Genomic DNA, 19,884 nt, shown 5'->3' on the forward strand with positions numbered 1-19,884 from the left:
TTATTTCGACTGCGTCGGTGTCAATTGGGACGGATCGACCACCACGTGCTTGATCAATTCCCGTTTCCAGGTATAGGTCATGTGAACCATGCCGTCATCGGTTTGGATGATTGCCGGATAGCTGAACTCACCTGATTTTTCCTTCTCAAGCACTCCTACCTCGGTCCAGTTCATTCCGTCCTCGGAAATCGCTAGGTTCAACAGACTTCGTTTGCCCCAGCCATTGTCGGATGATCCGAGATGGTTGTAGATCATCAATTGACGACCGTCGGTGAGCGTGACGACATCAATTCCCGAATTCGGATTCGGCATGTTGGTCGCGACCAATTTCGACCATGTCTCGCCGCCATCGGTAGACTCGGTCGACGCAATCACGCTTTCTTGGGTGCGGCAAAGTGCTTGTAAACGGCCATCAGGATACGTCAAGATCGTCGGTTGAATCGCCTTGAATTCCGTACCGTCGTTGATCGGCCCGATGCGTTTGATAGTACCACTCGGTTCACCGTCGACCAACGTGATCTTTTCAAAATGGACTCGCCATCCTTCGTTTTCTGTCGACGATCCACAGAGCAGCGTTTTGCCATCGCTGAGCAAAATCGGTTTGCAGCGGACCGGACCATCGATGCCTTCGGGCAATCGCTTGCGGTCGGTAAAAGTCCGACCGCGATCGTAGCTGATCATCACCTCGCCCCACCAACTGTGCGGCCGTGGTCCGACTTTGAAGAACAGCAACAGTGGAGCATCGCCAGGCGGTTGGTACAGTACCGGGTTCCAGCACGGGTGACGCATTCCGTCGTGCTGAACTCCGTCGGCAACGTTCAGAGGTCGTGACCAATTCAATCCGTCATGAAAACTGGTCCAGATCACGACATCCTTATTCCCTTCACGAGAGCCGCCAAACCAAGAGGCGACCAACCCGCGAGACGTTTGGCAAATCGTTGACGCATGACACTCTTTGAAGGGAGCGTCCTTGAAAATGAATTCGCTCGACAGCAATCCAGGGAACGCCGGTTCGGTTGCGGGCTTCGGTTCGCTAGGCATTGTTTCCGCCGATGTGAAGGTCACGCAATCATCATGAGCGATATGGTAAATCCGGCCGTTCTCGCTGCCGACTAATAAATCCGGTTTGCCGTCCTTGTTAAAGTCACACACCGTGGGGCTCGACGTGTGTCCGGCGACGTTGCGTTTTGCCAAGTTGCCGACTTTCTTCAACATCACTTTGCCATCGACATCCGCACAATTGCGGTACCACGTGGCATTTTCCGAATTGACCAATACGTCCAGTCGCGAATCGCCATCCCAATCCACCACCTGTAACTTGACTCGTCCGGATCGACCGCATGTTCCCGAATTGAGCTGCAGCGGTTGACCGTTTTCGTCAACAAAAATACGCTCTGCCGCTCCGCCACCCGAACGAAGTGTCAAGAAGCCTTCTTGGTCCAGCATGACCAAGTCGAGTTTCTTGTCGCCGTCGAAATCGATCGCCATCGGCGTGGTTCGCCACTGAGTCAAAGCCGAACTGGACAATGTTTGCCACCAATACCATTTCGGTGGCGCTTCGCGTTGTCCCGTATCGAAATTCTTTTCAACGAGCATTCCCGATTCGTTGGTCAACATGCCTAATCGCGATAGGATCGAGTTATAGACGATGTCCCCATCGCCATCGCCGTCCCAATCAGCAACCGACAACGTGGTGTAACCCCACTTCGCTTCGGCGGGGCCTTGGATGGAACCACTCGGGCCTGCCATCACGCGAAACGGTTTTTGCGACCCATCGTTTTGTTTGACCTCTAGCAGTTTCGGAGCCGCCCATTTGGGCAGGCCATTTTCCGCATTGCCAAGATTTTCGAAATAACCAATCGAACCCGCGGTGTTGCCACACACGATGTCCTCGTCTCCGTCGTTGTCCCAGTCATAGGCAAAGGGAGTTGCCAGTGCACCAAACTTGAGTGTATCGGCTTGTTGCTGAAAGTATTGTGGTGCTTTGAATACCGGTTGGTGGTCGCGAAGTTCGCCGGTGTTTTCCACTAGCGCAACGCGTCCATCTTCGTCACCGACGATCAAATCGAGATCGCCGTCGGCGTCCCAGTCGATCGCCGTTGGCGTGATCATTTGTAAATGCATGACCAGCGGATCGCCGGAGGCGTTGTTGAGTTTTTGGCCCGCCGCGTATTGGGGTTCAGTGCGAGTGCCGATGTTTTGGAAATAGGTGAAGCCGTCCAAGAACTCACCGCACAACAAGTCCAAGTCGCCATCGTTATCAAAGTCGGCAAAGTTCGGGCTCGGAAACCCGTAGACATCGATTTCGCCGCCGCCAGCCTGCAAGCGTTCCGGCTCGGATGAATAGGCTGGCTCGTCGTCGCTGCCTTTGTTTTCAATCAAGTAAACATAGCCATGCAGTGGCCCGTTTCGCCAATTGCCGTGGTTGTCGTAGGCGTGATCCCAGCTGTAATCGGTCCAATCGCCGCTGCCGACGACAATGTCTTGATCCCCGTCGCCGTCATAATCGACGTACCGCCACATGTTCGCGCGGGTGTTGCCTTTGGTGTGATGATTCGGGTTGGCGTGGGCGTTGATCTTGGTCGGTTTCGAAAAATTGAACTTGCCCGTTTTTGCGTCACGCCGAAACTCTTTTGCCGGCAACATCAAGATTGGTTCACCATCAACCATACTCATCTGCATGAAATGACTGCCATGGCCGATGCGAACGCCTGCTTTGAAAACCGGCATCTTCTCGTTTGGATCCTGAGACGGATTTTCGAAAAAGTAGGTGCCGTTGGATGGTTTGTCAGGACAACTGACCAACAAGTCCAAGTCACCATCGTTGTCGTAATCCATCGGCAATGGAAACGCCCACAACCCGACGCCAAGATCAACCTTTAAACCTGGGTTGTTGTACGGCAAGGGTTGCAGTTTCCACTGCGGTTCATCCGCCGCGGCGAATGAACTGAGCGTCAGGACGCACATCCAACAATAGATTGTCAGTTTCGGTAACTTCATTTCTTCTCTTTCGGTAGGGCTCGGCGGGCGTTCATTGTGGTTAAATGAGTGTCAAGTCTAGCACGCATCTGTGCGGCAATCTCGGGAAGCGATGCACTCAAATCGTGCTGTTCCGCAAGGTCGGTTTCCAAATCGTACAACTCAATACGATCGTCTTCAGCGAAGTGGATAATCTTGTAGCGTCCATGACGAAGTGCGGATTGCGGACGTGTTTGACTGACCGCAAAATCATTCACCCCGATCGTCTCGATTGCATCCTTGAATCCGGTTTCGGGGTGGTAGTAAGGAAAATGCCAAATCAGGCTGCGGTCAAATTGTAATCGGTCCGATTGTACTTCGGGATCGCTCAGCAGGGGCTTGATGCTGAGTCCATCGACATTGTTTTGTGGTGGGGTGTTTTCGCTTCCGCCTGCAATGTCCGCAAACGTGGGTAGCAGGTCATAGCCTATCACGGCAGTGTCGCAGGTTGCACCCGCCATGATGTTGTTGGGCCAGCGAGCGATCATCGGCACGCGAATGCCGCCTTCGTAAAGGTTCCACTTGGATCCTCGCAGCGGAGCGTTACCGCAATACTCGGGGTGACCGCCGTTGTCAGACACGAATACCACCAACGTATTGTCTTGTTGTCCCGATTCGTCGAGCGCAGTAAGGATCTCGCCGACGTGATGGTCCAGCGTTTCCACAAACGCGGCGTACTCAAGTCGCAATGGACGCTGCGGAATTTCTTGTGGAATCTTGGCGTCGTATTTTTCAACCAGCCAACGACAGCGGTTCTTTACCGGTGTATGAACATAAAACGACGACGCCATCAAAAAGTATGGGCGGTCGTGGGGGCGACGAATAAAGTCGGATACCTTCTGCACCATCGAATCATGAGGGATAACTCCGGCGGCCGATTCTAATCCGCGATTCTTTTTCGTCCACGCGTAGGGATGGTCGCCAAAGTCTTCCACCGCGACTTCGAAACCTTGCTGCGGTGGACCAAATTCAGGATCCCAACCCAAGTAACGTCGATGGTGCTGGCTGACATGCCACTTGCCGAAAAAAGCAGTTTGATAATCCAGTGTTGCCATTCGCTCGGCAATTGTCGTTTCCGCCAACGGCAGATTTAGCGTCAACGGCGGCCCCGTCAGCGGAACGTCCGCGTCGATCCGTTGACGACCAGGTTCTCCCTTGGTGACAAACTCAAAACCGAGTCGCGGCACCGCTTTGCCTGTCAAAATGCTGGCTCTCGCAGCGGAGCAAATTGGCGCCGGCGAATAGGCACTCGTGAACCGCATGCCCTCGCTCGCCAAACGATCGATGTTCGGCGTTTCATGCCACGCATGACCATAACATCCCAAGTCCGACCACCCCAAATCGTCCACCAATATGAATAACATATTGGGGCGATTGGGTTTATCACTGTCTTCTGCAGACGCCGACTGCACCTCATCGGTAAAGACGAGCGCCAGCAGGAGAACCACGCACAGGAGGATTCGGTAAGGGAGTTGATTTACCACGTTTGTTTTCAGTCTCTTATGTAGTGGGTGGGGCGACTGCCGGATTCGCCCGTCATTACACGAGCCTTCGAAGTCGTGCTAGAAATCCTCATCGATCACCTCTTTGGCAGCCCGTGTGCCGAGTGAACCCCATAACCCATAGGGGCTCGGCCTACCTGCAGCGGCCGGTGCCGCTGTCTGCGTTCCACCCTCGATGCTGTCGGTAACGAATTTCACTGCTCCATCGCCCATCATGACATGAGCTCCGCCTTGATGTCGACTTCCAACAGTTGAATAACCTAAATTGTTATCCGAGCCGCCCCAGATACAACTAGCCTTATTGGGTGTACGAATTGTCACAAATCCAGAATGCATCAGTCGTCCATCGCTCCAGCGGTAACCACGAGCAGTCGTAGCGTTTCCTGCCGAGATGGTATCGGTTCCGCTTACTAGGAACTGAGGTCGTTGGGAATCGATGAAGTCATCGCAATAGGCCGGATTGGTCAACAGCGTATCGGTGGCACCGTAGATCATATCGGCATTCACTTCCGAGGCACCGATGCTGGTGGCTATTTCACCCATCGCGATGGTATTGGAAAGACCATCGAGCACATCTCGAAATCTGGTTGAATGCCGGAACCAAAACATCCCCCGGTTGTTTGCACGTGCAGTGACCGCCGCTGACGAATTATCGGTTTCGTTGTTGCCGCCGGACCGGGCTTGGGCACTTGTATCACTTTCATAGACCAGTTTTCGATTACGTCCGCCCGAATGAACCAAAAAGATTGCATCCCCTAAGCAGAATGCATAGTTCGATCGTCCCAAGGAAGGCAATCCTTTGCCAGGATCACTAGGGCATCGCAGGGCTGGTAGTTCGGTCACCCAAGGGCCGTAGTTGGTAGCCCATGGTGGATGTCCCATCGGTGGAAATGGAGGTGATTTGACCGCGCCACTTGCTTGAAACTTCAACTCGTTGCTGATTTGCTCCCACACCGCCTGTTGCTCGAAAAACGGCAGCAGTCCGACATGTCCACTGAGTAAGCCCAGATTCGATTCGTTATTGGTCATTCCAAAAGGCCGTGCTGACCCAGCACCTTCTTGAGGCAACTGCTGGTAAGCAGAGTGATAATTGTGAATCGCAAGTCCGAGTTGTTTGAAATTATTACTACAACTCATGCGTCGCGCCGCTTCGCGTGCCGCTTGCACCGCGGGAAGCAACAGCCCGACCAACACCCCAATAATGGCGATGACAACGAGCAGTTCGACGAGTGTGAAAGCTTTTCGATAAGCAGAATTTGTTGACATGATCGTCACCTTAACATGAAGGAAGAATTCGCATCGTGCATAAAAAAATAGATAGTGAAAAAAGGGAACAATGTTTTATCAGGGCTGTTTTTAGTCGATTGCCATAAGTCTATAGGCTATGTGCCCGGTTCACGCATCACACCGTCCTCGTCAAGCTGTTCCGCCTGAACTTCAGGGTGTTCAATGACTTGCGTATCGTTCGAACCACATCCAGTAACAAGGGGGGTGAGGCAAATTGCCAAGAGTAGGCCTGTCGAAATGATCCATTTGTCCATAGGGCACCGTTATTTGGGACTAAGGGGAGGTGATGAGTCCTTGTAGTCTATAGACTATGCTAAGGGGGGGCAAGCTTAACTTTGCACAGGTGGGGGATTTTGCTGATTTATTGCTGAGCACAGACGCGCGGACATCGGATCAGCGCGTGCGGGCTAATAAACCAAATTGCGAAAATCGCGAACACGATGAAAGGTGATGAGGTTTCCGTCGTGGGCGTTTCGGGCGTCTTCGTCACCCGAGCGTGACAGGATGGCCAGGTCGTCTCCGTCGATGGTCATGGCTGCGTAATGCCGTGCACGGCTTGCGGTTGCGCCTTTGGCAACAAGCCCTGCAAAGCACCAATCAACGAGGTTCTTCGAGAAGTGGAGGACGAGTCGGTGTCGCTCGTTGTTTGGCAGGCTGTAGCGATCCGGAGGTAATTTTTCAGCCCGCGTCATTGAGTCGGTCGCCTGAGAGCCAAGCATCCAATACAGTTCGGTTTTAGCGTCATAGAGGATATGAAACCGCATTTGCCCGCCAGGCAGCGACAGGAATAGCATTTGCTTTCCCGAAGGTGCGGTTTCCAGCGATGTCGTCATTGTTCCGTCATCGTTTTCAGTCACTTTGGCGAGGTTGGCAAAGCCCGTTCCCCCGGTGTGGCTCCGCATCAATAAATGAAACGTTCGTCCCGTTGGGTCGTGCCAGTAGTGCGACGGATCTTTGATCTGAGCGACATTTGTTTCCAGCCAGCCCATCGGCGCCGAGTTTCGGTTGAAGGGCTTGCGAACCAGGATGTTACTCTTGGGAAATTTCTGTGCATAAAACGGGACTCCGAAATAATCGAGGTCCAGGTTGTTCTCGCGGTATCCAGGGATGATATCCTTAAACGCAAGTTCGGATGAGAATGTCCAGCTTTCGGGTTTGGTGAGGTCGTCTTGGGTCTTGGCTCGCATCAGTACGGGAGCGAGGTCGCCAGGGTCCCAGGCGTCTATTTCGCTGTTGATTCGCTTCTCCAACGCAAGATAAACATTGCCTTTGGAGTGAATGAAGTTGGTGGCCGATTGATGCCATCGGCCCGATGCAATCGCGGACCGGTCGGACCAGTTGGCGCCGTGATCGAGAGAGCGTTGAATGTACAGCGGGCTGGACGACCCGATCATATAGACTGCGTCAGCCGCGGTGAACAATCGTGTCTGGCCAATGGATGTCTCGTGTCGACTTTGCCAGGTCGCTCCGTGGTCATCGGATGTCAATACATGCGTTGTTGATTTGACATTCCGATCATATTTGCCGCTGACCATATAGGATGCGACCAGCCGGCCTGTATCAAGACGCACGATGCTTGGGTTATAGAGCGGGATGGTTGCTGGGTTGGGCGATTTGCCGACAACCACGTGCTCTTGGGCAAGAGGGCGAATGGGGTGCGCGGCCCATGACGAAGGTGCGTTTAGGATCAGCAGAGACAACAGGGCAATGCGGCAGTGCCGAAATTTGCCAAACCATCTGCACGAAGCTCGGGGCGCGGTATCAGCGATTTGCGTGGCGGATTGCGTAGCGGCGCTGTCGCTTGACTTTGGCATATTGGGGCTGGCAAGGAGGTGAGAGCGTTAGTCTTAAGCCGGTGTCGACTGCCAGGTTCGGGCAGCGCGGTGCGGTTCTTGACTCTGCAATTTATGAATTGCCGCGACTTCGCGAGCGAGCACTCTGGCAACACGGTTGGGGCGGTTATTCCGGGGTGGGGACGCTTTTCTTGTCACTGCGTAATTTTGAAAGGATCCACCCCAGCAAGATCATCGCGGTGGGGCCGATCACAATCACAAGCAGCGGATGAAACGGACTCGCAACATCGCTCCACTGTGAAGGCCAGTAATCTGTTTTTGACGCGGCCATCCATGCGATCAGTAGCATGCCATCAAACAGTACCAGAACCGCTGCTGCGCCTCGGATCTTGGGAACCATGATGCCCAGCAAAAATAGACCGATGATCGCGGCCCCGAGAACACCCGATAGCATCCACCAAATATCAAGCACGCTTTCGGTTAAACGGACCAACGCCAGTGCCATCACGGTTCCCATCGCTCCCCATGCGACCGTCGAAGCGCGGAGCACGTAGACGTGTTCGGAGTCAGAGGACTCGGGGCGAAAAAGTCGCTTGTAGAAATCGCTCATCACCAACGTCGCCGATGAGTTCAGTGACGTCGAAACGGTGCTCATTGCCGCTGCAAAAACCGCGGCGATCAGTAATCCGCGAGCTCCGGTGGGCAAATTGGCGGCAATGAAATGAGGGAACACGCGGTCGCCAAGATCTTTCTCCGTCAAGCCGTCAATCGTCTCGTTTAACTGTGCCGTGTACTCGGGGGCATCCGGAGCGATCCCGGCCTGCATCATCTTCTGTTCCGCCACAATCACACGGACTTCTTGCGTTTGTTCAGGATGGCTTTCGTAGTAAGCGAAAAGCGATGAACCGATAAACAAGAACAAGGCGCTGACAGGCACATACAACAGCGCTCCGAACCAAACACTTTTGGCCGCTTCTCGGTCGCTGCTGGCAGCGATGTACCGCTGGACGTAACTCTGATCGACGCCAAAATTCCTCAGATTATCGAACAGCCCGTAAGCCAGCACGACCCACAGCGTGGGTTGCGACACATCGAACAGCGAGGTGCTGCCGAGTGAAAATTTGTCGTGGCTGTTAGCGACCTCGATCACTTCGCTAGGGCCGCCAGGCATGTCGAATAGTAGGATGCCTAGTGCCAGTAACGCTCCGGCAAGCAAGACCACCGCTTGAATCGCATCGGCCCAGATCACCGCGACGATCCCGCCGACAAACGAATAGATCGTGACGATGATTCCTGTGACGATGATCACGATGCGGATGTCCCAGCCGAATAGCACTGCCATCGGAAGTGCCATCAAGTACATCACCACCCCGATACGGGCGATCTGAAACAGTAGGTAAAAGCAGCTGGCGTACAGCCGTGCCCATAACCCGAACCGGTTTTCCAGCAGCGAGTAGGCCGATACCTCGCCCGACCGGCGGTACAAGGGCAAGAAAAAACGAACTGCGATCGCCGCTGCGAACGGTAATGCCAACGAGAAGGCAAACGCATTCCAGTTGTCGACAAACGCTTTGCCCGGTAACGCCAGATAGCTGATGCTGCTTAGGTAGGTGGCAAAGATCGATAGACCGCACAGCCATCCGGGCAGCGTGCGTCCCCCTGCCGTGAATTGGTCGGCGGTGTTATTGCGTCGCCAGAAAAACAACCCCAACGCCATGATGGCAACGAAGTAGCCTAGCAGTACGAACCAGTCGACACCGGTGAAGAAAACAGCAGCAATCACAGAGCCCCAACCCCTCGCAATACCTCGGCAACACGCTCACGCTGAGGGGCAAGGAATGGGTGGAAAGGATCCGCAGGCAGGTCGCTGCAGATTCCAATCAGTGACAATGCCGATTTCGTGGCCTTGATGTGACGGGATGCGTATTTGCCGATGTCATAGATCTTTTGGAATTCTAGGATCAATTCACGCCGCTCGGTCACGGTCGCTTCATCGCCATCACGCAGTGCGTTGTAACACTGCACAAACAGTTCGGGCATCACATTCGCCCCGCCGTTGACGCCGCCATCACCACCCAGCCGATGTGCTTCTTGTAAAAGAGCTTCGGGGCCAAGTAACACCGTCCAATCAGGGCGGTCGAGTTTCAATTGACAGACTTGGCCAAAGTAGTCCAAGTCGCCACTGCTGTCCTTGACGCCGATGATCGACGGGATGCTCGAAAGCGTTCTTAGCGTTTCGATCTCATACCACACCTTCGTCAACCCAGGCATGTTGTACAGCATGATCGGCAACGGGATCAGCGGTGCAATATTTTGCACATACGAAGTCAACTCGGTTTGTCCGGCGGGGAAGTAATAGGGGGTGGTTAATACCGCCGCGTCGGCACCGCAATTTGCCGCGTACTCCGCTAGGTTTACCGTTTCCACAAACGCGGTGTCAGCAATCCCTACCAAAACCGGAATACGCCCCTCGACGATTCGAGTCGTTTCCGCGATCATCTCGCGACGCAAGCGGTAACTCAAACTTGGCGCTTCGCCCGTGGTCCCCAGGATGAATACCGCCGAAACGCCCCCTTCGATCACGTGGCTTAATAACCGCTCTAAACCAGCATGGTCCAACGTGTCGCGAGCTGTCAGGGGGGTGACCAAGGGAGGCACAATCCCCCGCAATGAAAGTTTCGATGGTTTGGCGATGGTCGACATCTGCTGAAATCCTGAGAAGTTATATAGAGCGAAAGAGAAGACGCCAACGACAAGTATTTTAGCCTTTTCCAGCGTGTAACGGGATGGCTAAAATCAGTGGCGTCACGCATCGCATCGCGATAGAGCCACACTCGAAGGTGTTGGGGTGCTTGCTTTAAGTCTATAGAGTTTACCTGGCTCTCGCTTCCGTGCAAGCTCTGCAGAGGTCTAAGTCGGCCTAAATTATCAAGTTCGAGCGTTTTTCTTCGGAAACCAGCAGCCGGTGTGCCGAGACAATGGCTAAAACGGAACCAGGCCCACATCGTGGCCCAGTTTTCCAAGCTGGAAGCGTTTCGGTGAGCGTTGCCGCGAAAGGCTTGGGCGGCCGTGCGACAATCTTGGATCGCTTTGATTACAGCTTACGAGCTGCACGACAACATCGAGCAGCCGACCTTGTGACGCGCCCATTCAGGCCGTTTGGCGAACCACTTTTCGTGTTCGGGCTGCTCGCTGTAGGGATCACGCAGTAGCTCGTACAGTTCTTGGATCAGCGCCGCGTCGCCCTGATCGGCCGCATCGATGGCCAACTGGGCCATGTAATTGCGCAATACGTACTTTGGATTCACACGGTTCATCTGTTCACGACGCGTTTGATCTGTTTCCGAGTCCTTGTTCAATCGACTCAAGTACTTGGCAAACCAATCCCGCCATGGCTCCAGCACTTCGCCGGTTAGTTGATCGGCAGCGTAAAAGGCATCGCGTACTGGGCTGAGGAAATCGCTGCCGCTGGCAACATCAGCCGACTTCTTCACGTTTCCCAGCAAACGAAAAAATATCGTCATGTCGGTTTCGGTTAGCTGCAAGACTGCATCAAGTTGGTCCAGCAAATCTTCATCGCCCTCGATCACCTCGGAAAGCCCGATCTTGTTGGCTTGCATACGCGTGAATTCACGATTGAAGTCGTGTTGATACTGCTGTAGTGCCGATTCAAACGGTGGCGCCTCACCCACGATCGGATACAGCGCATTGGCTAATTGGACCAGGTTCCAAAGCGCAATTTGCGGCTGATTGCCAAATTGGTAACGGCGATGCGTGCGATCGGTCGTGTTCGGCGTCCAATCGGGATCGTAGCCCTCGAGCCAACCGTACGGGCCATAGTCAATCGTGTCGCCGTGGACCGACATATTGTCGGTGTTCATCACACCATGAACAAAACCAACTCGTTGCCAATGCACCATCATCGTCAGTGTGCGTTGACAGACGGCGTAAAAGAAATCGCCGTAGCCCGATTGGGTTCCGGTTTCAATTGCAGGGTAAAAATGGCGGATGGTATAGTCCGCCAATTCACGCAGCATTTTAAGGTCGTTTCGCGAGGCAAAGATTTCGAAATTGCCAAAGCGGATAAAGCTCGGGGCGACTCGGCAAACCACCGCACCGGTCTCCATCTCGGGGTTGCCATCGTACATGACGTCTCGCAGTACCTGGTCGCCCGTGGTCAATAAGCAGAGCGATCGAGTGGTAGGGACGCCCAAGTGATGCATCGCTTCGCTACAGAGATGCTCGCGGACGGACGAGCGAAGCACGGCCAAGCCATCAGCGGTGCGTGAATAGGGGGTTTCGCCCGCCCCTTTTAATTGCAGCGTCCAGTGTTTTCCGGCGTGCTGGACTTCGGCCAAATTGATCGCACGGCCGTCGCCGAGTTGTCCTGCCCACGATCCGAATTGGTGTCCGCCGTAGCACATCGCATAAGGCCGCGTGCCTTCGATCACTTTGCCGCCGCTAAACACATTCCGGAATTCGTCGCTCGCGAGATCCGCGGACGATAATCCAAGCATCTCAGCAACGTCCGCCGCGATATGCAGCACCTGCGGATTGCTGGGCACGCGGGGCGTTACAAATGAAAACGCGGCGCCGGTGACTTGGCGGCGTGAAGGCGTTTGCACCGTGTCGGCCGGAAGTTGCTGGTTGAAGCGATCGTCGATGTTCAAACGCATGGAATTTGCGGTGCTTTTTGGCAAATGGGCAAGTAGGTTAGTTTTGTTTCAGTTTGTCGCGGAACACCTCGGTGAACTTATCCACCTTCGGGCGAATCACGGCTTGGCAGTAACCTTGGTTGCCATGTTGGTTGAAATAATTGTGGTGGTCGGATTCGGCAGGATAGAATTTTGTGAATTCCGTGATCTCGGTTACGATTGGAGCCGAAAAGACCCCCGCTTCGTCGAGTTTCTGCTTGAAGTGTTCTGCTTGCTGCTTTTGCGTTTCATCGTGATAGAACACCACCGACCGATATTGCGTGCCGACATCGGCGCCTTGGCGATTCAGCGTCGTGGGGTCATGCGTTTTCCAAAACACTTCCAATAGCTCGTCAAAGCTAATGACGCTGGGGTCAAACTTGATTTGAATGACTTCGGCGTGTCCGGTCGTGCCGGTACAGACTTGTTTGTAAGTGGGGTTGTCGACATCACCACCGGAGTAGCCCGACATCACCTGCTCGACGCCCGCGAGTCGTTGGAAGACGGCTTCGGTGCACCAGAAGCACCCATTGCCAAAGGTCGCAAGTCGAAGCGAGTTGTTTTCGGAGGTTGTCATCGGGCGATCCTGATGAAAAAGGCGTGTAGGGAAGCGACACTCGCCATTGCCACAGGGGTTCGGAATGCAGAGTGGGCTAGCAGCGTGTTCAGATCATTCTAGAGTGCTGCCAAGTCCGCAAAATGTCAACGAGTCGAGCGCCGAAGAAGCGCGTCAGCCAAAAGCCATTCCGCCGATCTCCCCCTCGCGGTCCGCAAGCGGAAACTCGCCAAGCGGCCTGTTGGTTTTATCGAACTGTAAATGACCTTGGTGATCCGAGCGCCATGGGCCAATGCCATCTACTTCGGCACTAGACGGGTGTTTTTTATAGCGGAGCGGCGCAAGCCGCCCGGTCGGAATCGAACGTTTTTTCACGCCGCAACCGGACGGCTTGCGCCGTTCCGCTATCCAATGTAGATGGCTTTGGGCGTAGGCACCGGGGCATGCGTGGGGTAAGCCGCTCACACGTCCCGTTCGGGTGCAAGCCGGTGACGATGATGGTTGTGACTAAGAGGGCAGCAGGCAAGCGACGCGCTTCCAGCTTGGAAAGCGGGGTGACAATGGGGCGACAATCGCGGATTGCCGACTCAATCGACAAACGACTCGATACGCGAGCGACTGGCCAATTGCAGTTGCGCGAGCGTTTCGCTGACGATGCGGCGACTCTCTTGCCCATCGACCAACAACACGTCAATGTAGCTCTCGTTCAGCCCGAAGGCTCCTCCGAGTGTTTGCCCGCTCAGTTCTTTCTCGAGCGAGTCCGTTAGCACGTCTTCAATGTTGGCGCGAACATCCGATTGTTGGCCTTCGGGGAAGACGGATCCGTCGATGGCAACGTAAACCAATTCCGCACCCATGTTCTTCAGCGGATCTTCGCTGAGTTTTCCGTCGTTATCGATACAGTCAAAGACCAACTTGGGGATCAAGCTCGACCCGACCACCGTATCGCCACGCGGTGACGGCTTGGTTTCTTTCAACTGGTAGACACAGTAGGTCTCCAGTGGCGGCAGTTTTTCCCATTTGTGGTACGTGTTGACGTGGGAGATGAATTCCGGCAGATCGGATAACGAACGCGTGTACGCATCGGGCGTGAAAGGCTCGATCTTGATTTCACCTAGCCATGTCTGGGTGCCGAATTCGCCAAGTACTTCATCGACCAGCAGGAACAGGATCGTAAAGTGCTGCGCCTGCGGGACTCGTTCGAGTACAGGATGCCAAGCGAGGATATCGATTTTTTGGCGTTCATCATCGACATGCGTGCGAACTTGAAAACCGTCCACGTCGACCCGGTTGCCTTCGTCGACCGAGATCGCGAAGCCTTTGACGAATTCCGATGGCGTGGCTTGTCGCGAGGCATGAAAGGTCCATTTAGGGATTTCGGGTGCGCGTTGCAGCCAGTATTCCGCCAGCAGTTGTTTGGCAATTTGGCCTTCGCCCGACAGTGTGAACGAGTGGCCGCCATTTTCGCCGGGGCCAAAGACCCAGCTGAGCCCCGGGATGGTCGATTCACAATACTCGGCAACCTCGTCGACTAGGCTGCCGCACTTCCCCGCTTCGATCGTTTCAAAGAATCGCTCGGCAACGGTGGGATACCACTGCCAAAATTTCGTCACGCGTTGTTTAAAGGTTGGCTCGTGTTCAAAGCTTTGGCCGGTTTCATTTTGGCTTCCCGAGTCCATCACGACACTATCTCGCATGCGAAAAGAAGAGACTTTCAAGCGATGCGTTGGCCGTAGGTGCCGGGTTTGGCGAACGAGCGTCCCCGCATTGCTGGACGACAGTCTACGCCACCAGCCCGCCTCCGTCGAATCCCACGCTCCTCGTCACTTTGAATTGGTCGTCGCATCGTTCGCTCGCGAGAGCGGACGCCGATTGAAACAATAACGGCTGTTGCGCGGTGTGGACTTCAGCCCAGTGGCACGAGCTGCTCAGTCGAGTGTTTTTCTCGGTAGCTTCCAATAGCCTGCTTTTGCCGCAGCAAACTCGAGCGTAATGATGTGTCACTGTCGCGGCTCTTTCGAGTCCACATGATTCGACGCTGGCCCGCCTAACGGCCACTCCACGTTCGTGCAAATTCACACGAACGTGTCTTTCGTTAACGCTTCGCCGAGGCGTGTTCGGGACAGGTCGCCAGAGATACGTGAAGCGTGTTGCGAGGGGATTAAAGAGCCGCGAGGATCTCGTTGCTCATGGCGCGGCCGCCATGAGTTTCGCTGATCTTGACGTAGGTGATCTTGCCTGATTTGTCGACCACAAGGGTGGTGGGGTAGGCGGTTTCGTTGGTTGCGTTCCAGCGCAATCCGTAAGCGTTGGTGAACTGAAAATCAGGGTCGAGCATGAACGTCAGCGGCTTGGGCAACTTGGTGCCTTGTAAGAAATCATTCGCGTGTTGGCCGAGTTGCAATTTCGCACCTGGGTAGATCAATAGCACTCGCGCGTTCTTGGCTGCAAACTTGTTTGCGTTTTTCACAATGTCGCCAACCTGGGCGGAACAGGCTGGACATTGTCGGCCTGGGAAACCTCGCAATACGACGACGACAACAGGGCCTTCCGCGTTCACTTGGCTGAGCTGCACCTCGCCCGACAACTCGCCTGCAATGGCACGCAACTGAAAGTCTTTCGCTTCCGTACCGGGCGACAACATCTTATTTGCGTTAGCCACTGGATTCGGGCTGTGGGATTGTGCCGAAGCGGTCGCGGCAAACGTGGTGGAAAGAACCAATGCACAAATGGCAAGCGTGGGAACGATCTTCATCAAGAGAAACCTTTGTAAAAGCGAGTGGGGGCGTGGGCTCCAGTGCGGAGCTCAATAACGTGAGCCAAGGGGTGAACCGTATCGATTCTCCTACCCAATGATCACTCACCTTCGCTCTCCGCCACACACAGCCCCACAAAAATGGTGCACGGCGAATTGGGTGCACGGCGAATATTGCGGCTAGCAAAAAAAACACGCTATCAAAATTTGCGGTGCTGCTACCGACCCGCTAAATTGGCGAAAACTCTCTCCGTGTCTCCGTGTCTCCGTGTCTCCGTGTCTCCGTGTCTCCGTGTCTTTCTGCCTTTCTCATTCGCTTGACGCATTTTTTACTGGCCTGAACTGAAAGCCCTCTATGCCCACCACGATCAATGGTATTGGAACGCAATATTACGGCAAGAAGAATCCACGGATCTACCATGATCGATGTGATTCGTGTGGCGCCCATTGCCAGATGACTGATTACGAAACGGGTTACTATTTCGTGGTCTTGTTCATCCCGTTGATCCCGATGGGCAAAAAGCAGATTCTCGGAGATTGTTCGAACTGTCGTCGTCATCGTGTGATGCCGTTGCACCAGTGGAACCAACTTCGTGAAGAGGCGATCGACACGGGGATGGCAAAGCTAGCCGAGGCACCCGATGAGCCTCAACGCGCGATCGAGCTGCTGGGGACCTTGACGGTGTTCAATCGTCCCGACGAGGCGATGGATTTGGCGTCGGCGACGCTGCAATCGCATCAAGACGATATTGATGTCCAGCTTGGTATCGGAAGCTGGTACGAGAATCAGGGACGAAAGGCAGAAGCGGAGAGTTGTTTTCAGCGCGCGATCGAGCTCGATCCTGAGTACCCACCGTGCGTTCGCATTGCGGCAATCAACTTGCTCGAGAGCGGGCAGCCCAAGCTTGCGGCTCAGCAAATGGAGTCGCTGCGGCATCCGTCGGAGAATTACGAGCCGGCATTGTTTCTGATGTTGGCCCAGTCGTATGCCGGCGCGGGAGATCACGACGCGGCGCTGCGAGAATACGCCGAGGTGTTCGCCAATGTGCCTGAGGCGGCAACGGACAAAGCGATCCGAAAGCAAGTCAAGAAATCCGAAAAGGCGCTCGGACGCCCCGAGTCGATCCTGCCCCGCAAAGGGCTGTTTGGCTAAGTTAAGATCGGCTTCTAGACTGTCATGAGTTGCTAGCCAGTCATGAGTGCTGACGACAGGCTGGCAACCTATCCCACAACGACATTAAAAAAACTGGGGGTACCCAAGGTTCCCTGGCTCTGAATCTTCGTAGAGAATGGGGGGACCACTTAACGAACATATTTCATCGAAGGATTTTTTGGGATGAGTACCAGCACAGCCACCGACGGTCTGACTTCTCGTGACGCTTACCAAGCTCTGCAATCACATCACGCGGAAATTAAGGACAAACATCTCCGCGAGTGGTTTGCCGAAGATCCTCAGCGTGCCCAAACCCTGAGCCTCGAAGCGCTGGGGCTGTTCCTCGATTACTCGAAAAACCGGATCACCTCGGAAACGGTCAAATTGCTGGTCGCTTTGGCCGAATCGGCGAACTTGAAAAATCGCATCGATGCGATGTTCAGCGGCGAAAAGATCAACACCACCGAAGATCGTGCGGTGCTGCATACGGCCCTTCGCGCTCCGCGTGACGCCAAAATCGAATTCGAAGGCGAGAACGTGGTGCCCGAGGTGCATGCGGTACTCGATAAAATGGCGGCGTTCTGCGACCGCGTTACCAGCGGCCAGTGGAAAGGCCACACCGGTTCGAAAATTCGCAATATCGTCAATGTCGGGATCGGCGGTTCGGATCTCGGCCCCGTGATGGCGTACGAGGCACTGCGACACTACAGCAATCGTGAACTCAATTTCCGCTTCGTTTCCAACGTCGATGGAACCGATTTCGCCGAAGCGACTCAGGATCTCGATCCCGCCGAAACGCTGTTCATCGTGGCGTCCAAGACCTTCACGACTCAAGAAACGATGACCAACGCACGATCCGCACGCACGTGGTTGCTCTCTGGATTGGGAGGCGACGAGTCGGCGGTGGCGAAACATTTCGTGGCGGTTTCGACCAACGCGGATGAAGTCGGCAAGTTCGGAATCGATACCGGAAACATGTTCGGATTCTGGGACTGGGTCGGCGGCCGCTACTCGATGGATTCGGCGATCGGATTGTCGACGATGCTGGCGATTGGTCCAAAAAACTTTCGTCAAATGCTCGACGGATTTCATGAAATGGATGTTCACTTTCGCACCGCACCGCTGGATCAAAACCTGCCCGCACTGATGGGGTTGTTGAACGTTTGGTACGCCAACTTTTTTGATGCAAAGACGGTCGCGGTGCTGCCGTACGATCAATACCTGAAGCGATTCCCAGCGTACTTGCAGCAATTGACGATGGAGAGCAACGGTAAATCGACGACACTCTCGGGTGACCATGTCGATTATGACACCAGTCCGATTTTCTGGGGTGAACCAGGCACGAATGGCCAGCATTCGTTTTACCAATTGATTCACCAAGGCACACATCTCATTCCGTGTGACTTTATCGCGTTCTGCAAGTCACTGAATCCGCTGGGCGATCATCAAGACATTTTAATGGCCAATGTGATTGCCCAAGGCGAAGCGTTGGCAATGGGGAAAACCGCCGAGGAAGTGAAGAGCGAAGGGACGGCCGATGAGCTGGTGCCGCACCGAGTTTTCGAAGGCAACCGGCCGTCGAACACAATTTTTATCGAGCAATTGACGCCGAGCGTACTCGGCAAATTGATTGCGTTGTACGAGCACAGCACGTTCACGCAAGGCGTGATTTGGGATATCGATTCGTTTGACCAATGGGGCGTGGAGCTCGGGAAAATGTTGGCCAAAAAGATCATGCCGGAATTGCAATCCAGTGACGCGTCGCTGTCGCACGACAGTTCCACCAACGGATTGATCCAGCGTTATCGTCAATGGAAATAAGGCAGCGAACATGATCCACACTTGGCCTCGCGATCAGATGCCCAAGCAAGCGGTGTTCATCTCGGATTTGCATTTGATGAGCACGCGGAGCACGGCAGAGCAACATCACACCCAGATTGCCTCGTTGATCGAGCGTAACGAGATGGTCGTTTGGGGTGGTGATCTGTTCGATTTCCGATGGTCACGTTTCTCGAGCGAGATCGAAGCGGTCGACTTTTCGCTCGACTACTTGCAGCAGTGGCGAAACGAATACCCCGACAAGCAATTCGTTTTCTTGTGTGGCAACCATGACGCGAGCCCGGTGTTTCTGCGGGAGTTGCGGCAACAGACCGAGCCGGATTCGAATTTTGTATTTGCCGGCGACGTGCTTCGCATCGGCGACACGGTGATGTTGCATGGCGACCAGATCGAAGGCCGAGGGAAAATGCAACGTTTCGAGAGCTACCGAAAAAAGTGGGCCGACAAGAAACGAGCTGCGTTGTGGCGGTTCGCCGGCTACGACGCAATCGTGGCGGCGCGAGCGCATAAAGTCGCGGCGGCATTGGCACATCGAAACAAGATGGCGATCCGAAAACTGAATCGCTTTCTGGTGCTACACGACTTGGGGCCTGACAGCGGAACACGACGCGTGGTGTTCGGGCACACGCATCGTTTGATTGGCGGATTCGAGCACGACCAGATGCAATTCTTTAACGGCGGCGCCGCGATTCGTCACGTCCCGTTTCGGCCCGTAGAAATCGAGCTGACGGATCAAGCGTAGCAGGGGAGGAAATTCGATTTCACCTCCCCAAGAGGGGAGGCCAGAGCCAGCGGTAGCCGGCTCACCGGTGGGGCTCGTTGTGTTAGAAGTGGAACGTGCCAGCATGGTTTCACCAGCCCTCCCCGGCCGCATCCAGCGGCCGACCCTCCCGCACGGGAGGGTAAACCAATTTCACCTCCCCTTCGGGGAGGTCAGAGTCGGCGGTAGCCGGCTCTGGGTGGGGCTCGGAGTGTTAGCGGTGGATCGTGCCAGCGTGGTTTCACCAGCCCTCCCCGGCCGCATCCAGCGGCCGACCCTCCCCACACGGGAGGGTAAACTGATTTCACCTCCCCTTCGGGGAGGTCAGAGTCGGCGGCAGCCGGCTCTGGGTGGGGCTCCGAGTGTTAGAAATGGATCGTGCCAGCGTGGTTTCACCAGCCCTCCCCGGCCGCATCCAGCGGCCGACCCTCCCGCACGGGAGGGTAAGCAATTTCACCTCCCCTTCGGGCATTGGTGTCTACACATCGATTATCTCTGAGAGGGCGGCGTTTTCCATGTCTTTCATC

Annotated in this window: 13 protein-coding genes; 3 read left to right on the forward strand and 10 right to left on the reverse strand. The window is 54.7% G+C overall.

The window, feature by feature from the left end; all coding sequences use genetic code 11:
• The 10 genes from ABD971_RS22085 to ABD971_RS22130 form a co-directional block, all read right to left on the reverse strand.
• A complete protein-coding gene (locus ABD971_RS22085) occupies positions 1-2,967 on the reverse strand; it encodes an exo-alpha-sialidase (protein ID WP_345325652.1) in 2,967 nt (988 codons plus the stop codon).
• Between the two features lie 29 nt (positions 2,968-2,996).
• Positions 2,997-4,466: a sulfatase gene (locus ABD971_RS22090; protein WP_345325624.1), complete on the reverse strand. Its 1,470-nt coding sequence runs from the start codon at positions 4,464-4,466 to the stop codon at positions 2,997-2,999.
• Positions 4,467-4,580: 114 nt separating this feature from the next.
• Entirely contained in the window at positions 4,581-5,786 is a 1,206-nt protein-coding gene (locus tag ABD971_RS22095) for a DUF1559 family PulG-like putative transporter (RefSeq protein ID WP_345325626.1), read from the reverse strand.
• 428 nt (positions 5,787-6,214) lie between these two features.
• A complete protein-coding gene (locus ABD971_RS22100; protein ID WP_345325628.1) occupies positions 6,215-7,621 on the reverse strand; it encodes a sialidase family protein in 1,407 nt (468 codons plus the stop codon).
• Between the two features lie 145 nt (positions 7,622-7,766).
• On the reverse strand, positions 7,767-9,383 hold the full coding sequence (locus tag ABD971_RS22105) for a sodium:solute symporter family protein (RefSeq protein ID WP_345325630.1): 1,617 nt from the start codon (positions 9,381-9,383) through the stop codon (positions 7,767-7,769).
• Positions 9,380-10,303: a dihydrodipicolinate synthase family protein gene (locus ABD971_RS22110; RefSeq protein WP_345325631.1), complete on the reverse strand. Its 924-nt coding sequence runs from the start codon at positions 10,301-10,303 to the stop codon at positions 9,380-9,382. Before ABD971_RS22110 ends, ABD971_RS22105 begins: the two co-directional genes overlap by 4 nt.
• Positions 10,304-10,701: 398 nt before the next feature.
• Positions 10,702-12,276 (reverse strand): protein adenylyltransferase SelO, encoded by a 1,575-nt coding sequence (locus ABD971_RS22115; RefSeq protein WP_345325633.1) that lies wholly within the window; start codon positions 12,274-12,276, stop codon positions 10,702-10,704.
• Positions 12,277-12,313: 37 nt separating this feature from the next.
• A complete protein-coding gene (msrA, locus tag ABD971_RS22120) occupies positions 12,314-12,871 on the reverse strand; it encodes a peptide-methionine (S)-S-oxide reductase MsrA (RefSeq protein WP_345325635.1) in 558 nt (185 codons plus the stop codon).
• Between the two features lie 566 nt (positions 12,872-13,437).
• Positions 13,438-14,568: a hypothetical protein gene (locus tag ABD971_RS22125; RefSeq protein WP_345325637.1), complete on the reverse strand. Its 1,131-nt coding sequence runs from the start codon at positions 14,566-14,568 to the stop codon at positions 13,438-13,440.
• Between the two features lie 443 nt (positions 14,569-15,011).
• Positions 15,012-15,605, reverse strand: coding sequence for a redoxin family protein (locus ABD971_RS22130; RefSeq protein ID WP_345325639.1), 594 nt, complete (start codon positions 15,603-15,605; stop codon positions 15,012-15,014).
• A gap of 355 nt (positions 15,606-15,960) precedes the next feature.
• Here ABD971_RS22130 and ABD971_RS22135 point away from each other — a divergent pair, with 355 nt between their 5' ends.
• The 3 genes from ABD971_RS22135 to ABD971_RS22145 all read left to right on the forward strand — a co-directional run bounded on the left by ABD971_RS22135 (position 15,961) and on the right by ABD971_RS22145 (position 19,339).
• Positions 15,961-16,758, forward strand: coding sequence for a tetratricopeptide repeat protein (locus tag ABD971_RS22135; RefSeq protein WP_339937701.1), 798 nt, complete (start codon positions 15,961-15,963; stop codon positions 16,756-16,758).
• Positions 16,759-16,941: 183 nt separating this feature from the next.
• A complete protein-coding gene (pgi, locus tag ABD971_RS22140; RefSeq protein ID WP_345325642.1) occupies positions 16,942-18,579 on the forward strand; it encodes a glucose-6-phosphate isomerase in 1,638 nt (545 codons plus the stop codon).
• Positions 18,580-18,589: 10 nt separating this feature from the next.
• Positions 18,590-19,339 (forward strand): metallophosphoesterase, encoded by a 750-nt coding sequence (locus ABD971_RS22145; RefSeq protein ID WP_339937697.1) that lies wholly within the window; start codon positions 18,590-18,592, stop codon positions 19,337-19,339.
• Positions 19,340-19,884: the final 545 nt, after the last annotated feature.

The organism is Novipirellula rosea (genome assembly GCF_039541335.1).
In the GTDB taxonomy this organism is placed as follows: domain Bacteria; phylum Planctomycetota; class Planctomycetia; order Pirellulales; family Pirellulaceae; genus Novipirellula; species Novipirellula rosea.

Excerpts from the sequence above, each read along its gene's own strand:
- ABD971_RS22085 (WP_345325652.1), bottom strand. The coding sequence starts at position 2,967 with ATGTGCGTCCTGACGCTCAGTTCATTCGCCGCGGCGGATGAACCGCAG.
- ABD971_RS22095 (WP_345325626.1), bottom strand. The coding sequence starts at position 5,786 with ATGTCAACAAATTCTGCTTATCGAAAAGCTTTCACACTCGTCGAACTG.
- ABD971_RS22100 (WP_345325628.1), bottom strand. The coding sequence starts at position 7,621 with ATGCCAAAGTCAAGCGACAGCGCCGCTACGCAATCCGCCACGCAAATC.
- ABD971_RS22110 (WP_345325631.1), bottom strand. The coding sequence starts at position 10,303 with ATGTCGACCATCGCCAAACCATCGAAACTTTCATTGCGGGGGATTGTG.
- ABD971_RS22115 (WP_345325633.1), bottom strand. The coding sequence starts at position 12,276 with ATGCGTTTGAACATCGACGATCGCTTCAACCAGCAACTTCCGGCCGAC.
- msrA (WP_345325635.1), bottom strand. The coding sequence starts at position 12,871 with ATGACAACCTCCGAAAACAACTCGCTTCGACTTGCGACCTTTGGCAAT.
- ABD971_RS22130 (WP_345325639.1), bottom strand. The coding sequence starts at position 15,605 with ATGAAGATCGTTCCCACGCTTGCCATTTGTGCATTGGTTCTTTCCACC.
- ABD971_RS22135 (WP_339937701.1), top strand. The coding sequence starts at position 15,961 with ATGCCCACCACGATCAATGGTATTGGAACGCAATATTACGGCAAGAAG.
- pgi (WP_345325642.1), top strand. The coding sequence starts at position 16,942 with ATGAGTACCAGCACAGCCACCGACGGTCTGACTTCTCGTGACGCTTAC.
- ABD971_RS22145 (WP_339937697.1), top strand. The coding sequence starts at position 18,590 with ATGATCCACACTTGGCCTCGCGATCAGATGCCCAAGCAAGCGGTGTTC.